The sequence below is a fragment of the Methylobacterium bullatum genome, from assembly GCF_014845095.1.
GTDB classification, from domain to species: domain Bacteria; phylum Pseudomonadota; class Alphaproteobacteria; order Rhizobiales; family Beijerinckiaceae; genus Methylobacterium; species Methylobacterium bullatum.
In genome coordinates this window covers 12,788-28,895 of sequence record NZ_NKUG01000010.1, presented here as the reverse complement: position 1 = coordinate 28,895, position 16,108 = coordinate 12,788, and the positions used below count along the sequence as shown (strand labels likewise).

At 66.6% G+C, this 16,108-nt stretch carries 12 protein-coding genes and 1 tRNA gene; 5 read left to right on the top strand and 8 right to left on the bottom strand.

Annotated elements, in window-relative coordinates; genetic code table 11:
* Positions 1-10: 10 nt before the first annotated feature.
* The gene (locus MBTS_RS01015; RefSeq protein ID WP_187273386.1) at positions 11-172 is read right to left on the bottom strand and encodes a hypothetical protein; all 162 of its coding nucleotides are present in this window, start codon (positions 170-172) and stop codon (positions 11-13) included.
* 902 nt (positions 173-1,074) lie between these two features.
* Positions 1,075-1,150 (bottom strand) — tRNA-Glu (locus MBTS_RS01010).
* 95 nt (positions 1,151-1,245) lie between these two features.
* Between MBTS_RS01010 and MBTS_RS01005 the strand changes: the two genes are divergently transcribed.
* Both MBTS_RS01005 and rpoH read left to right on the top strand, forming a co-directional pair.
* Positions 1,246-2,247, top strand: a complete 1,002-nt coding sequence (locus MBTS_RS01005; RefSeq protein ID WP_192214913.1) for an RluA family pseudouridine synthase — start codon at positions 1,246-1,248, stop codon at positions 2,245-2,247.
* A 308-nt stretch (positions 2,248-2,555) separates the two neighbouring features.
* Positions 2,556-3,446 (top strand): RNA polymerase sigma factor RpoH, encoded by an 891-nt coding sequence (gene rpoH / locus MBTS_RS01000; protein ID WP_026175648.1) that lies wholly within the window; start codon positions 2,556-2,558, stop codon positions 3,444-3,446.
* A gap of 189 nt (positions 3,447-3,635) precedes the next feature.
* Here the strand turns inward: rpoH and MBTS_RS00995 are convergent, their stop codons facing one another.
* The 5 genes from MBTS_RS00995 to purB form a co-directional block, all read right to left on the bottom strand.
* Complete coding sequence (locus MBTS_RS00995) at positions 3,636-5,165, bottom strand: histidine kinase (protein ID WP_425324814.1); 1,530 nt, start codon at positions 5,163-5,165, stop codon at positions 3,636-3,638.
* Positions 5,166-5,415: 250 nt separating this feature from the next.
* A complete protein-coding gene (locus MBTS_RS00990; RefSeq protein ID WP_056150105.1) occupies positions 5,416-6,708 on the bottom strand; it encodes an adenylosuccinate synthase in 1,293 nt (430 codons plus the stop codon).
* A gap of 137 nt (positions 6,709-6,845) precedes the next feature.
* Positions 6,846-7,184: a hypothetical protein gene (locus MBTS_RS00985; protein WP_018042152.1), complete on the bottom strand. Its 339-nt coding sequence runs from the start codon at positions 7,182-7,184 to the stop codon at positions 6,846-6,848.
* Positions 7,185-7,274: 90 nt separating this feature from the next.
* Positions 7,275-8,120: a D-amino-acid transaminase gene (locus MBTS_RS00980; RefSeq protein ID WP_192214912.1), complete on the bottom strand. Its 846-nt coding sequence runs from the start codon at positions 8,118-8,120 to the stop codon at positions 7,275-7,277.
* A 102-nt stretch (positions 8,121-8,222) separates the two neighbouring features.
* Positions 8,223-9,530: an adenylosuccinate lyase gene (gene purB / locus MBTS_RS00975; protein WP_192214911.1), complete on the bottom strand. Its 1,308-nt coding sequence runs from the start codon at positions 9,528-9,530 to the stop codon at positions 8,223-8,225.
* Positions 9,531-9,962: 432 nt separating this feature from the next.
* On the opposite strand from purB, the gene MBTS_RS00970 reads away from it, so the two are divergent.
* Positions 9,963-12,059, top strand: coding sequence for a TonB-dependent receptor (locus MBTS_RS00970; RefSeq protein ID WP_373321316.1), 2,097 nt, complete (start codon positions 9,963-9,965; stop codon positions 12,057-12,059).
* 48 nt (positions 12,060-12,107) lie between these two features.
* On the opposite strand, the gene MBTS_RS00965 is transcribed toward MBTS_RS00970, so the two are convergent.
* On the bottom strand, positions 12,108-12,854 hold the full coding sequence (locus MBTS_RS00965) for an arginyltransferase (RefSeq protein WP_018042156.1): 747 nt from the start codon (positions 12,852-12,854) through the stop codon (positions 12,108-12,110).
* A gap of 401 nt (positions 12,855-13,255) precedes the next feature.
* Here MBTS_RS00965 and MBTS_RS00960 point away from each other — a divergent pair, with 401 nt between their 5' ends.
* Both MBTS_RS00960 and MBTS_RS00955 read left to right on the top strand, forming a co-directional pair.
* Entirely contained in the window at positions 13,256-14,851 is a 1,596-nt protein-coding gene (locus tag MBTS_RS00960) for a glycosyltransferase family 39 protein (protein ID WP_147829931.1), read from the top strand.
* Positions 14,848-16,077: a glycosyltransferase gene (locus MBTS_RS00955; RefSeq protein ID WP_056252144.1), complete on the top strand. Its 1,230-nt coding sequence runs from the start codon at positions 14,848-14,850 to the stop codon at positions 16,075-16,077. Before MBTS_RS00960 ends, MBTS_RS00955 begins: the two co-directional genes overlap by 4 nt.
* The last annotated feature ends 31 nt before the right edge of the window (positions 16,078-16,108 follow it).

Sequence of the window (16,108 nt, the reverse complement as noted above, 5' to 3'; positions counted from 1 at the left end):
CCGCGCCGGATCAGGCCGTCAATGCCACGAGGGGGCGTTGCGCCTGACGGGTGATGCTGGCTTGATACAGCTCGGCCTGGAGCCGGGTGAGGCCGCTCACGAGGGCCGTCGGCCCGCGATAGACCGTATAGGTGCCGTCATGGGTCGGTTTGACGTGAATCGTCTGGGACATGGCGTGTCTCCCGGCCTCAACGAATCGGTCGATTCGTTCTTTCGGAGTAGGCAGTGTTAATCGGGCGTTCATGAGTCGCAAGGCCGGCGGCCGCCTATCCCGGCGATATTCGTCATTGCGCCGCACTTTGACGATGTGGGGCGCCGGGCGGCCTGCGGCGTGAAACCCGCACGTGTTCAACGGGTAACCGACGGGCGAGTGCAGCGCACAACGATCCGCGAGCGTTGTCGTCGCGATCAGCCTCGGGCGGGTCGGCGGGGCTCTTTCGGATGAGGAGCCATGCCGGGACGCGCAGCTCCGATGTCGACGGGGAGGGCACCCCGAGTGTCCGTCGAAGGATCGGCGACTTTCAGGACGTAGAAGCGCCTCGTCACGCCATCCTGCCGAAATATGGGGTCTGCGACGGAGAGCCGAGGACGGCGTTCATGGCGTGACCGGAGCGACCGGGGCGGACCCCGAGGGCGGGCCACGAACGATCGCCCGAGCGACCGGGGAGGCTCCTCGAACTCGACGCCTTGCGCGGGATCGCCGCAATCCTCGTCGTCGTCTTCCACACCCCCCCAGAACATGCCCTAGACGCCGGCATCCCACCCTTGTGTCATGGGATCCCCCACGAAGACGAGGCGGTGCGCGCTGAGATCCTGTCCGCTGAGATCCTGTCCGCTGAGCCGCGCGGAGCGCTACGCTCGCGCAGTTCGGGCACCGCCAGCGCTCGAGGCCTTGCCTCCTGCGGCATCGGCTGACGTGCCGGAAGCGCCGGACAACGCGATCACCTGTTTTGCAGCGCAGAAAGGGCGAGACCGAAGAGTGTAGAGAGCAGGGTTCTGTGTATCGCTGGCCTCGAGCCGATCCGGGGGAGGGGCGAGGCCGTGTCGTCAGGACGACTGACTTACAAGAACCGCTGGCGCTCCCAAGGGGAATCGAACCCCTGTTTTCGCCGTGAGAGGGCGACGTCCTAGACCGCTAGACGATGGGAGCTTTCCGGCCGGTTGGCGATCGTATAGCGACGGTCGGGCGGGGGAGCAAGAGCTGCCGCGCGCTTAAATGTCATCGGCATCGAAAGAGATCACATCGTGCAAGAACCGCAGGATCGCCGCGTCGTCCTCGACCTGGACGCGCAGGCGGAGCGCATCGACAGGGCGCTCGCCCGCGCGCTGCCGGACGTGTCGCGCTCGCGGCTGCAGGACCTGATCCGCACCGGCCAGGTGAGCAAGGACGGGATCGTCGTCCTCGACCTGTCGCTGAAGGTCGGCGCGGGCGCCGTCCTCGACGTGACCATTCCCGCGCCGGTGGACGCGACGCCGGTGGCGGAGACCCTCGATCTCGTCATCGTGCACGAGGACGACGACCTGATCGTCATCGACAAGCCGGCGGGGCTGGTGGTCCACCCGGCCCCCGGCCACGATGCCGGAACCCTGGTGAACGGCCTCATCGCCCATTGCGGGGAAAGCCTGTCGGGCATCGGCGGCGTGCGCAGACCCGGGATCGTGCATCGGCTCGACAAGGACACGAGCGGTCTCCTCGTCGTCGCCAAGAACGATCTCGCCCACAAGGGGCTCACGGCGCAGTTCGCCGACCATGGCCGCAACGGACCCCTGGAGCGCGCCTATCTCGCCCTGACCTGGGGAGCGCCGGAGCCCCGGCTGGGCACCATCGACGTCGAACTCGGACGCAGCCAGCGCAACCGCGAGAAGATCGCCATCATGCGCCCGGGCGAGGGGCGCACGGCGATCACGCATTACGTCGTCGAGGAGATCCTGGATGCGGGAACCGAAGTCGCCCTTGTCCGGTGCCGGCTCGAGACCGGGCGAACCCACCAGATCCGCGTCCATCTGAGCCATCGCGGCCATCCGCTTCTCGGCGATGCGGTCTATGGCAACGCCTTCAAGACCAAGGCCGCGCGGCTCGGGGCGTCAGCGCGGGCCTCGCTGGAAGCCTTGGGCCGGCAGGCCCTCCATGCCGCCATTCTGGGGTTCGAGCATCCTCGCACCGGCGAGGTCCTGCGCTTCGAGAGCCCGATCCCGCCGGACATGGCCGCCCTCATCTCCGCGCTGAGGGCGAACGACCGATCTTGAGGAAGTGGGTGGCGCCCGGGTGCGAGCCTGTGGCCGGCTAGGGGAACCCTCGACCACCGGTCCTGTTGCAGAGGTGTCGCTGTCAAGGGTCGCCGGCAAACAGGTGTGCCGGCGCACCCCGGGGCGCGGCCTTTCGTGTCACCTTCGGGCGATCGGCTCGCTGGCGCGTTGATGGCGATGGTCGAGTCACGGACCGCTACCGCACCGTTTCCTTTCCGAGTAGTCTTGGGGAGTGGGACGGTCGGCTCGAAGAGCGGCGGTTCGTTTCTGGTCTGCCCGTTCGGGGGACCTTGCAAGGAGAGATGACTATGGCAGGCGCACTACCCGTGCTCGCCACCGAGGGTGGCCTTTCGCGCTACCTCGATGAAATCCGCAAGTTTCCGATGCTCGAGCCGAACGAGGAGTTCACGCTGGCCAAGAGCTGGCGTGAACAGGGCGACCGCGATGCGGCGCACCGCCTCGTCACCTCGCATCTTCGGCTCGTGGCGAAGATCGCCATGGGCTACCGTGGCTATGGCCTGCCGATCGGCGAGGTCGTGTCCGAGGGCAATGTGGGCCTGATGCAGGCCGTCAAGCGCTTCGAGCCGGACAAGGGCTTCCGCCTCGCCACCTACGCCATGTGGTGGATCAAGGCCGCGATCCAGGAATACATCCTGCGCTCGTGGTCGCTGGTGAAGATGGGCACCACGGCGAACCAGAAGAAGCTGTTCTTCAATCTCCGGAAGGCCAAGGGCAAGATTTCCGCCCTGGACGAGGGTGATCTCAAGCCGGATCAGGTGGCTCAGATCGCCGTCAAGCTCGGCGTGCCCGAGCAGGACGTGATCGACATGAACCGCCGCCTCTCGGGCGACACCTCCCTCAACGCTCCGTTGCGTGAGGAAGGGGAGGGCGAGTGGCAGGATTGGCTGGTGGACAACAGCCCGAGCCAGGAGACCGTGCTCGCCCGCGAAGAGGAGGGCCAGAACCGTCTGACCGCCCTGCGCGACGCATTGTCGGTCCTCAATCCGCGCGAGCGCCGCATCTTCGAGGCGCGCCGTCTCGCCGATGACCCGATCACCCTCGAAGACCTGTCGGGTGAATTTGGGGTGTCACGCGAGCGCGTCCGCCAGATCGAGGTCCGGGCGTTCGAGAAGATTCAGGAAGCGGTCAAGCGCAACCTCGCCACTCGCGAGGCGCCACGGGCCGCCGCCCACGCCTGATATCAGGCCTCGGTGAGCCTGACTCAGCGAGGCCTGTCTGCGCGACTGCGCGGCGGCGGTCGTCCGCCGGACCTCATGGATACGGACCTGTGTTTCAGGGTCGTGAAAGGTGGACGAGACGCCGCATCGGGGGGCGATGACGGACAAGCCGGTTCCGCCGCTGCGGGACCAGCTTTCTTTGTGTCGCCCCTATCGACGCCACTGCTCGAAGGCGGAGCGGATGACCTGATTGCCCGATGAACCCTTCTCGAAGGTCAGCACGCCGCGAGGCCCGGCGGCGAACTTCATCGGCAGGTCGAACCAGTTGCGGTGCTCCAGAAGGTCGGTGTTGCGGTCCACGTCGGCCTGCAGCGACGACAGGCCGATGAGGAACAGGTTCTCCTTCACGCGCACCGGCAGGCCCGAGACCGGCGAGCCCCGGCCGCTCTCTTCTTCCTTCGCACTCAGCAGGCCGACATCCTGGACGGAATGCGTATCCCCGGCCGGACTCGTCGTGGTGAAGGCCAGTTCGATGGTGTGGGAGGCGGGGAAGGTGGCGTCGAGGTTCCGCCGGATGGTCATGACCAGAGACAGGCCGGCCTCGGCGAAGGTCACACGCCCCCGGATGACGGTTTCCAGCGGCTGGCCCTGCTCACCGTTCATCGCCTCCAGGCGCCATACGACCATGCCCTGGAAGGTGATTGGCTGGGCGTTTCCGCCCGCCGTGTTTTCCTCGAAGAGAACGGCGCGCTGCGCGACGGCCACGTCGGGCTGGGCCGGCGGTTTGGTCGGATCGGCCGGCGTCGTGGCTGGCGGCCGGGCGAGCGTCTGGCGGGCGGAGGGGTCGCGTCGTTCCGTGGAGGCGGGAGCATCCCCCCCGATCCGGTCGGCATACTTCGCGGCACCGGACTCGGAAGTCTCTTCCTGAGCCTCGGTAGTGCCGGGCTGCAGGTCCGAGGGCTTGTCGCGCAGCATGAAGGCTGCCACCGCGATCAGCCCGACGACGATGAGCAGGACGCTTCCCACGAAGACGTTGCGGATCAGACGAGGGCGGCCCTTGCGCGGGGCGACGACGTCGATGCGTGGGCGATTGCGCGCATGGCCGCCATCCGCCGCTGCGGGCATCGTTGCGCCTTCGGCGACCGGCGGCTCGGGCGTCGGCTCGCCGGCCGGTTCCGGCTGGATCCCTTCGCTCGCGGTCTCATCGTTCGATGCCTTCCGCGCGGCTTCCCGGGCGGCCTTCCTCTCGGCAACCCTGTCCACTGATTTCGCCTTGCGGGGCTTGATCGGCAGGACCGTCGCGGGCTCCTGGGAGACCGGAGCTGGTCCATCCCCCACCGGCGGCAGCGGCGCGGGCGCCGGCGCATCGGGCTGCGCGCCCGGCTGGCGATCCGGCCGGGAAGGGCGGATCCCGAGATTCGGCTCAGGGGCCGGTGGCAGGCCCGGCTCGGTGATGCGGCCTCTCTCGGTGTCGGCGGATCGCTCGGGCGCCGCCGCTTCCGGCAGCACGTCGCGCTCCTCCGGTACGGCGAAGACCGGTGGCGCGACATCGTTGGCGACGGTGGCGGGCGGCCCACCATGCTCGCTCTCGACCCGGCTGATCGCGGTTTCGAGGGCCTTGCTCTCGAGGTCGATATCGGCTTCGGACAGGGGCGGTTCGAGCGAGCGGAGTTGCCCGATCAGGGCGCCGCGTGCCCGGTCGTAGACCGCCTTGCGCAAGGCCGGAGAACGATCCGGCATCGCTTGGAGCGCTCGTGCCAGCAAGGGGTAATAGTCGGCCATCGAACCTCGGTCCGCCCTATACGGGCCGGCCGGCAGGCCGCCCTCTTCTCACTGCAGGGATGGAACACCCTTGGGCGAGGCACGTCGGCATCATCCGCGATGTCCGCCCTTCGGACGAGGCTTCATCCACCCGCACGGCGCTTCATCCCCTGTCATTCGTCCACCGGTTGCCCTGGAGGAACCGGTGGGCCTCGCCTCGGCCGGACGTTCAATCCTCGAAGGGATTGTGCATCAGGATGGTGTCGTTGCGCTCCGGTGACGTGGAGAGCAGTGCCACCGGCGCTCCGATCAGTTCCTCGATCCGGCGCACGTACTTGATCGCCTGAGCGGGGAGGTCGGCCCAGGAGCGTGCTCCGGCGGTGGTGCCGGACCAGCCCTCGATGGTCTCGTAGATCGGCTCGACCTTCGCCTGCGCGGCCTGGTTGGCGGGGAGGTGGTCGAGCACCTGTCCGTCGAGGCGGTAGCCGGTGCAGACCTTGATCTCGTCGAACCCGTCGAGGATGTCGAGCTTGGTCAGGGCGATCCCGTCGATGCCGGAGGTCCGCACGGTCTGGCGCACCAGCACGGCGTCGAACCAGCCGCAGCGGCGCTTGCGCCCGGTATTGACGCCGAACTCGCGGCCCTTGGCGCCGATCGTCTCGCCGATCTCGTCGAAGAGCTCGGTGGGGAACGGCCCCTCGCCGACGCGGGTCGTATAGGCCTTGGCGATGCCGAGCACGTAGCCGATCGCCGACGGCCCCATGCCGGAGCCGGTGGCGGCCTGGGCGGCGACGATGTTCGAGGAGGTGACGAACGGGTAAGTGCCGTGATCGACGTCGAGAAGGGCACCCTGCGCGCCCTCGAACAGGATGCGCTTGCCCGCCCGGCGCTCGTCGTCGAGGAGCTTCCATACGGTGGTGGCGTAGGGGAGGATCGTCGGCGCGATCGCCTTCAGTTCGGCGAGGAGCGCGCCGGCATCGACCTCGTCGATCCCGAGGCCCCGTCGCAGGGCGTTGTGGTGGGTGAGGACCCGCTCGATCTTCGATTCCAGCGTGCTCTCGTCGGCCAGATCCACCACGCGGATGGCGCGGCGGCCGACCTTGTCCTCGTAGGCAGGGCCGATGCCGCGCTTGGTCGTGCCGATCTTCAGGCCGGCATTCGAGGTCTCGCGAAAGTGGTCGAGCTCGCGGTGCAGCGGCAGGATCAGTGTCGCGTTGTCGGCGATGCGCAGGGTCTTGGGCGAGATCTCGACGCCCTGCGCCTGGAGCCGGGCAATCTCGTCCACGAGGTGCCACGGATCGACGACGACGCCGTTGCCGATCACCGACAGCTTTCCGCCCCGGACGACGCCGGACGGGAGCAGGGCGAGCTTGTAGGTCACGCCGTCGATGACGAGCGTGTGCCCGGCATTGTGGCCGCCCTGGAAGCGGACCACCACGTCGGCCTGCTCGGAGAGCCAGTCGACGATCTTACCCTTGCCTTCGTCGCCCCACTGGGCGCCCACGACGACGACGTTCGCCATTCACTTCAACCTGTCCGGTGCCCGCGTGGAAACGCCCCGCCGCGAGGGCGGGCCGACACGCATCTCCGGGGTCTTTCCGCGATCCCTCGCAGGAAATCAAGCAAACCGCGCCCGAACGCTTGGGGTGCGCCCAATTCCTAGCGCGCTTCCGTCCCCGGTTCGCTGCCCGGCAACTGGCCCGGCTTGATCACCGGCATGCCGCTGTTCCCGGTCTCGGGAGGCTTGACCACCAGGCCCGGGGCGGAATTACCGGGTGGCGTGATGACGCCGTCGTTCTTCTCGAGCTTGTCGCTCAAGGTCGAGCCGCCGGTCCCCTCCTCGGACGGACGAACCTTCTCCGGCACCGTCTCCGTGGAGGGCGGGATGTTCGGGGAGGTGTCGCGCCCTTTCAGCGGTGCATCGGGCGACTGGGCATAGGCGCCCGACGCCGTGAGGGCGAAAGCGAGCAGTGCGGCGTGACGAAACGGTGTCGGCATCGATGTCCCCCAGGAAGTCGGGAGACAAACCGCTCCGGCGGCGATGCAGTTCCTATGGCGGCGCCGGATGACGGATGAGACCGGCTGCCCTCATGCCCCGGCCATCTCCAGATAAAGTGCGCGCAGGCGCTTCGTCAGCGCGCCCGGCTTGCCGTCGCCCAGTTCGTGCCCGTCGATGTCGATGACGGGCATCACGAAAGCCGAAGCGCTGGTGTAGAAGGCCTCCTGCGCCGCGAACGCCTCCTCCACGGAGAACAGCCGCTCCTCGATCGTCAGGCCTGCTTCCTCGGCAAGGCGCATGACGGCAAGGCGCGTGATGCCGGGCAGCAGGGCGGTGGAGAGCGGGCGGGTGACCACCTTTCCGCCGGTGATGATGAAGGCGGTCGACGAGGAGCCCTCGGTGACGAAACCGTCCTCCACCATCCAGGCTTCCGCGACGCCCGCCTTGGCCGCCTCCTGCTTGGCCAGAACCTGGGCGAGGAGCGCCACCGACTTGATGTCGCGCCGCTTCCAGCGGATGTCGGGGACGGTGATGACCTTGGCGCCCCGCTCCGCCAGCGGGTTCCTGGCCACGGTCTTGGCCTGCGTGAACATCACCACGGTGGGTTCGGTCTCGGCCGGCGGGAAAGCGAAATCCCGCTCGAAGGCGCCCCGCGTCACCTGCATGTAGACGAGGCCCTCGTCGACGCCGTTGCGACGGACCAGTTCGGTCTCGAGCCGGATCCACTCTTCGGTCGGGTAGGGATTGCGGATGCCGATCTCGCCCAGCGACCGGTCGAGCCGGGCCAGATGCGCCTCGTTGTCCACGAGACGGCCGCCGAGGACGGCGGACACCTCGTAGATGCCGTCCGCGAACAGGAAGCCCCGGTCCATGATCGACACGGTGGCGGCCTCGAAGGGCACGAACTCGCCGTTGACGTAGACGATGCGCGACATCGAACTTCCTCTTCTCCGGATAGAAACGGCGGCCTCGCCGCTACGCGATCCGCGAAGCATGAAGCGTGCTCCGCGGATCGCCGAGTCGGGGACGGTCCTGGCTCAGGCCGTACCGAAGACGCGCGAGAAAATCGTGTCCACGTGCTTGAAATGGTAGCCGAGGTCGAAGCACTCCTCGATCTGCTCCGGGCTCAGCGACGCGGTGACGTCCGCATCGGCCTTCAGCAGGGTGAGGAAATCGCCTTCGCCGCGCCAGACCGGCATGGCGTTGCGCTGGACCAGGCGATACGCGTCCTCGCGGGACACGCCCGCCTGCGTCAGGGCCAGAAGCACCCGCTGCGAGTGGACGAGGCCGCCGAGCTTGTCGAGGTTGCGCTGCATCTGCTCGGGGTAGATCAGCAGCTTGTCGATCACGCTGGTGAGACGCGCCAGGGCGAAGTCGAGGGTCACCGTCGCGTCGGGGCCGATCATGCGCTCCACCGAGGAATGCGAGATGTCGCGTTCGTGCCAGAGCGCCACGTTCTCCATGGCGGGCAGCGCGAAGGAGCGCACCATGCGGGCGAGGCCGGTGAGGTTCTCGGTGAGGACGGGGTTGCGCTTGTGCGGCATGGCCGACGAGCCCTTCTGCCCCTCGGAGAAGAACTCCTCCGCTTCCAGGACTTCCGTGCGTTGCAGGTGGCGCACCTCGATGGAGAGACGCTCCACCGAGCTCGCGACCACGCCCAGGGTGGCGAAGAACATGGCGTGGCGGTCGCGGGGGATGACCTGCGTCGAGACCGGCTCGGGCGTGAGGCCCATCGCCTTGGCGACATACTCCTCCACGCGCGGGTCGATATTGGCGAAGGTGCCGACGGCGCCCGAGATCGCGCAGGTGGCGACTTCCTCGCGGGCGGCGACGAGGCGGGCGCGGGCGCGCTCGAACTCGGCATAGGCCTGGGCGAGCTTCAGGCCGAAGGTCACGGGCTCGGCATGGATGCCGTGCGAGCGACCGATGGTCGGGGTCAGCTTGTGCTCGAAGGCCCGGCGCTTGATCGCGGAAAGAAGTGCATCGACATCCTTGATCAGGATGTCGGCGGCCCGGACGAGCTGCACGTTGAAACAGGTGTCGAGGACGTCCGACGAGGTCATGCCCTGGTGCACGAACCGCGCATCGGGGCCGACGATCTCGGCGAGATGCGTCAGGAAGGCGATGACGTCGTGCTTGGTGACCGCCTCGATGGCGTCGATGCGGGCGACGTCGAACACAGCGTCGCGGCCCTTCTCCCAGATCGTGGCGGCGGCCTCCTTGGGCACCACGCCGATCTCGGCCAGCGCCGTGGTGGCGTGAGCCTCGATCTCGAACCAGATGCGGAAGCGGCTCTCGGGAGACCAGATCGCCGTCATCTCGGGGCGGCTATAGCGGGCAATCATACGGGCGCCTCGGGTCGGACGGATCGGGACAAGGAGGCTGGCGCCTAGCATGAGCGGGGCCTGCGCTCAACGCGCGGCCCCAGGGGGCGCTCTGTGCGAAGTGATACATTTCTGCATCGCCTCGGTGAAACCAGATGTGCTCGACTCTCGGCGCTGCTTTGCGGGCGAGGCGTTTTCCGCCGCGCGTTCCGTCGCTTAGTCGGTATCTTAGAACGCTTATTAAATGACCTGCAAAATTACAGCGTTGTCAATCCGATTATGACAGGTTGCCGATCAACTATGCGTGTCTATTAGACGAATGTGATCTGCAGATAAGCGTAATATTTCTCCGCTTATGCAGAATAGTACCAATAGAATTGAGACGCGCCGATGCATCCTTTCGCCCGTATACGTCTGATCACGGTTCTCTCGGCCGTGCCTTTCCTATCGGACATGCGGGTCGCGGAAGCACAGGCCGTTGCCGCCGATCCCGGCAACCACACTGAAGTGACTCTCGACCAGCTCAGTGTGGACGGGGTGGGGGGCCCTACCGTTGGCTACCGCGCCAACCGCAGCCGGAGCGCGACGAAGACGGACACCCAACTGATCGACACCCCGCAGGCGGTGACGGTCGTGACGCGCGAGCAGGTCCAGGATCAGGGGTTTCAGGGCGTCACCGAAGCATTGCGCTACGTGCCCGGCGTGTTCCTGCACCAGGGCGCCGCCAACCGGGACGAGGTCGTGATCCGCGGGCAGCAATCCAGCGCCGATTTCTACGTGAACGGCATGCGCGACGACGCGATGTATTACCGCGATCTCTACAACGTCGAACGGATCGAAGTGCTCAAGGGGCCGAACGCGATGATCTTCGGTCGCGGCGGCGGCGGGGGCGTCGTCAACCGCGTGCTCAAGGACGCCACCGGAACCCCGGTCCGGGAAGTCATCCTTCAGGGTGGCCAGTATTTCAACAAGCGGGTGGCCGTGGATGTCGGCGACCGGGTCTCGGACAGCGTGTTCTTCCGCCTCAACGGCATGTTCGAGGACAGCGGCACCTATCGTGACTACGTCGACCTGCGGCGCTGGGGCATCAATCCGACGGCGACGATCCTGCTCGGGCCCGAGACCACGCTGAAACTGTCCTACGAGTATTTCCACGACGACCGGACGGCGGATCGCGGCATCCCGTCCCAACTCGGACGTCCCTATCGCTATCGCGACAACATCAGAACGTTCTTCGGCAATCCCGACCTCAGCTACTCCCGTGTCGATGCGCATATCGCGACGGCGGTTCTCGATCACCGCTTCGCCTCGGGCGTCGAGATGCGGAGCCAGTTCCGCTACGCCGATTACGCCAAGGCCTATCAGGTCGTGTATCCGAGCATCCGCTCCGGCGGCGCGGTGAACGCCGCCGGGACGGCCGTCGATCTCAGCGCGTTCAACAACGACACGCCGAGGACGAACTTCTTCAACCAGAACGATTTCACCTACAAATTCGCCACGGGGCCGCTGGCCCATACGCTGCTCGCAGGTTTCGAACTCGGCAAGCAGGACGGCATCACCTACCGGGAGGACGGCTTCTTCGCGACGACCGGAACGCAGACGCTGACCGTCAATCCGCTCTCGCCGGTCTCGCGAGTCCCCGTCACCTTCCGCAACCTGGCCTCGGCCTCCAACAGCCGCTACGACCTCGGATTGGCTGCGGTCTACGTCCAGGATCAGGTCGAGATCGGTCCGCATGTCCAGGTGATCGGCGGCCTGCGCTACGATCACTTCGATTTCTCCTCGACGGACCGGCGCACCAACGTCACCAATTCCCGCATCGATGACCTGCTGTCGCCGAGGGTCGGGCTGGTGTTCAAGCCGGTGGACACCCTCGCCTTCTACGGCAACTACAGCGTTTCGTACCTGCCGTCCGCGGGCGACCAGTTCACCGCCTTGTCCGAAGGGCTCGCCATCGCCGAGCCGGAGCGGTTCGAGAACCGCGAGGTCGGCGTGAAATGGGACGTCTCGTCGACGCTCCAGCTGACGGGCGCGCTCTACGACCTCGACCGGTTCAACCAGCGCCTCGCCGATCCGAACCGCCCCGGCTTCTTCCTGCTGAGCGGCCAGACCAACGCGAAAGGCGTCGAGATCGGCGCCAACGGCTACGTCACCGATTGGTGGCAGGTCGCGGGCGGCTATGCCTTCACCGATGCGCGCATCGTCAGCGGGTTCAGTTCCGCGGCCATCGTTCCGGGCAACCATGTGGGGTTGGTGCCGTTCAACGCGGTCACCGTGTGGAACAAGTTTGCGGTCACGCCGTCCTTCTCGTTCGGCGTCGGCGCGATCCACCAGACCCATACGTTCGCGGCGGCCGACAACACGGTCAGGCTCCCCGGCTACACCCGCTTCGACCTCGGCCTCTTCTATCAGGTCACGGATCTGGTGCGGGCGCAGATCAACATCGAGAACGTCTTCGACCGGGGCTACATCGCCACGGCGGACGGGAACAACAACATCAGCCCGGGCGCGCCGAGGATCGTTCGCGCTCAGGTCATCGCCAAATTCTGACCCGTGGTTCGCGTCGACGCCGTTCCGGCGAATGATCGGGGCGGCGGCCTATTCCACCCGCTGCCAGCCCGGTCCCATCAAGCGTTCCTGAGGCCGGAAGCGGGCCTTGTAGTCCATCTTGCGCGAGCCATCGACCCAATAGCCGAGATAGAGATACGGCAGGCCGAGGGAGGCGGCGCGGCGGATATGGTCGAGGATCATGAAGGTCCCGAGCGAACGCTGGGCCTCCGCCGGATCGTAGAACGAGTAGACCATCGACAATCCGTCGGAGAGTACGTCCGTCAGGCACAGGGCCACGGTCGGCCCGGTGCCCCTTCCGTTGATCGCCGTATCGGGACCGCGCCGACGATAGGCCACGAGATGGGTGTCCACATGGCTGTCCTCGATCATCATGGCGTAGTCGAGCACGGTCATGTCGACCATGCCGCCATCGCCATGGCGCGCATCGAGATAGCGGCGAAACAGGGCATATTGCTCCGAGGCCGGGCGGTTGGGCTCGGGATTGCCAATGAGATCGGCGTTTCGCTGAAGGATGCGGCGATGACTCGCCGAAGGCAGGAAATCGGCCACCACCACCCGCACCGAGATACAGGCCCGGCAGGTCTCGCAGGCCGGCCGATAGGCGATGGTCTGCGAGCGCCGGAAGCCGCCCTGGGTGAGGATCTCGTTGAGGTCGCGGGCGCGCCGCCCCACGAGATGGGTGAACACCTTCCGTTCCTCTTGCCCCGGCAGGTAAGGGCAGGGCGAAGGCGCCGTCAGATAGAATTGCGGTGTGTCGCGGGGATGGCTCGTCACGCTTGCAGCTGACCTCGGGGCCGGCGGGAGCGTTCCCCGCACGAGACGAGTGTACCCGCCCCGTGGCGGGGCTCAAGTGGGTGAGCGTCGCAGCGCCCCATTTTCGCGAAGGGTGGCTGGCATGGCAGGGCTGCTGCCCCTATCAATGGCGCCATAGGTAGACCGGTCGCGTTTCCGACCCAATTCGGGATGAATGCACCCGTTGTCGCGGGGTGGCCATCGGTGACGGGCGGAAACACGGTGGCAAAGTTCGCGCGCGCATGGTGCCCGCCGCCTTCCGGGGGTGGGCCGGAACACGTGAGGCGGCTTCACGGGATCGCCGGTCCCCGCCGCTGCCGAGCGTGACCCGATCTTTCAAGACCGGATAGGGAAATCGTCTCATCAACGCTCTCGCAACATCGATGCCGCGTTCCGACCGTTCGCGTGAAGCCTCGGCCGGTCCCTCGCGTGAGGAAGCCGGACCTGCGGATTACACCCGTCGTGTCGTCGCTGTCCTGATCGCCTCTTTCCTCGCCCGTCTCGTGGTGGTGCGGTTCCTCGACCTCACCTTTATGGAAACCTACGGTGCGGTCGTCGCGAGGCAGCCGTCGCTCTCGTTCTTCGACCAGCCGCCGCTGACATGGTGGACGATCGCGGGCGCCATGCGCCTGTTCGGCTCCGACGATGCCTTGATCGTGCGCCTGCCGTTCCTCGTCATGTCGGTGATCTCGGGCTGGCTGATCTATCGGATCACGACGCGTCTCTTCGATTCCCGTGCGGGATTCTACGCGGTCTGCGCCTATCTGCTGTCGCCGCTTCTCGGACTTTCGGATGGGAGTCTCGCCCAGACGAACGGGCCGATGACCGTCTTCATTCTCGCGGCCCTGCTGACGTTTCTTCACATCGACTTCGCCGCGTCGCGCATCCGCGACAACGGGATCTGGTACACCTGCGCATTCCTGTTCGGATGCGCCCTCGCGTCCAAGTATCTCGCGATCCTCCTGGTCCCCGGACTGCTCGTCGCCGTGGCGAGCCGGGCGGAGGGGAGGCGCTGGCTCCTGCGGCCCGCCACCTATCTCGGCCTCGTTGTCCTGCTGGTGCCGCTTCTCCCGGTCATCGTCTGGAACGCCGAGCACGGCTGGGTCTCCTTCCTGTATCAAGGTGCCCGCGCCGGTGGGGACGGCAGCATCAACATGGCGCGGGCATTCCGCTGGACCCTGACACAGGTCTTGATCGTCCATCCTCTCGTGTTCGGCCCGGCACTGTACATGCTGTATCGCGGCCTTCGAAACGGGCCGAGGCAGGAGGGGCCGTGGCTTCTGGCCTGCATGTCCGCGCCGGTCCTCCTGTTCATCTTCGGCGTCATGGTGTGGAGCAGCCACCCGCTGCGCGGCTATCACTGGGCCTCCATGGGCTATCTTCCATTGCTGCCCCTCGTCGGCGCCTGGGCGGGTGGCCTCGCCGCCGATCGGCCGGACGCCGCACGGCGCTGGCTCGCCACCCTGGCCGCGACGACGATCCTGGTGATCGGTCTTCTCATGACCCATGTCTTCACCGGCTGGGCCGAGCGGGTCGCCCCGGCCAAGGCTTTCCGGTCGCAGGACCCGATCCTGCTGGAACTCTACGATTGGGACGATCTTCCCGTCGCGCTGACGGCGCGCGGGTTCGATCCCTCGCGCACCTTCATCGCCGCGACCCGTTGGGAGGATTGCGCCAAGGCCTTCTATGCCGTCGGGGACAGATTCCGCAGTCTGTGCCTCGCGGGCGACAACATCCACTTCACGTATCTCGCCGATGCCGAGAAATTCCGCGGCATGGATGCCGTCATCGTAGACAGGTATGCCAATCTCGATGCGGTCAGATATAATCTCGACGGGCATTTCGAGACGTTCTCGGAAGATGTGCCCATCCGCCTGAATTTCCACGGGCGTAAGATGCATGATCTCAGGATCGTCCGGGCGACCCATTTCGATGGGACCTGGCCAAAGCCCAGGATCGGCGCGAAAGGCCGCCAGTGACGCTTCCCTCTACCCAGACATCGTCCGCTTCGCAGGCGGATCGGCCCCTCCTCACGATCGTCATCCCCACCTTCAACGAGCGGGACAACATCGCCGTCATCTGCGGCCGGATCGCCACCGCGCTCGCGCCGCACCGTTTCGAGGTGATCGTCGTCGACGACAATTCGCCCGATGGCACATCCGCCGTCGTCGAAGAACTGGCGAGGAGCGATCCGCGGATCAGGATCATCACCCGGACCGGCCGGCGGGGGCTCGCGGGAGCCTGTATCGAGGGGATGCTGGCGGCCCGTTCCGACCTCGTCGCCGTGATGGATGCGGACCTGCAGCACGAACCGGCGACGCTGACGCCGATGCTCGATCTGATGATGTCCACCGATTGCGACGTGGTCATCGCCAGCCGCTACCTCGACGATCCCGACGTGGCGGCCTTCTCGTCGGTCCGCAAGGCCCTGAGCAATGCCGGAAACCGGCTGGTGCGCGCCTTTCTCCGGGTCCAGACCAGCGATCCCATGAGCGGCTTCTTCCTCATGCGCCGGAGCATTCTGGTGAAGGCCGCGCCACGCCTGAGCCGCGACGGCTTCAAGCTCCTGGCGGATATCCTGGCCCAGGGCGGCCGGTCGCTGAAGATCGGGGAAGTCCCCTATGTCTTCGGCCCTCGACTGACCGGACAGAGCAAGCTCGACGAAAGGGTTCTCTTCGATTTCGCGGTCCTTCTCATCGCGAAATCGGCCTTCGGCGTGCTCCCGACCCGGTTCGTCTCCTTCGCCCTCGTCGGCGGCCTCGGCGTCCTCGTCCACCTGTCGCTGCTGGGGCTCATGCTCTTCGCCCTGAACGACAATTTTCTGATGTCCCAGACCATCGCCACGCTCGGCGCGATGACGGCCAACTTCTTCCTGAACAACATCCTGACGTATCGGGACCAGCGGATCGTCGGCGCCGACCTCCTGCGCGGGCTCGCGGTCTTCTGCCTGTCCTGCTCCTGCGGCGCGTTCAACAATATTCTCGTTGCCCACCTCATCTACACCGGGACCGGCATCTGGTGGCTGGCCACGGGAGCGGGCATTCTGGTGGGCGCAGCCTGCAATTACGTGCTGTCGGCCCTCACCGTATGGCGGCGCTTCGAAAAGCAGCCGGACCGGGAGAAGCAGGTCCACCAGAGCGATGCCGCTCTGGCGAAGGGCGGCGGAGACCTCGGCATTCCCCAGCCTCCCTCCCTGTCGCGGTAGTGGCGAAGTCCCAGCTGGATTTCGCCCGGTA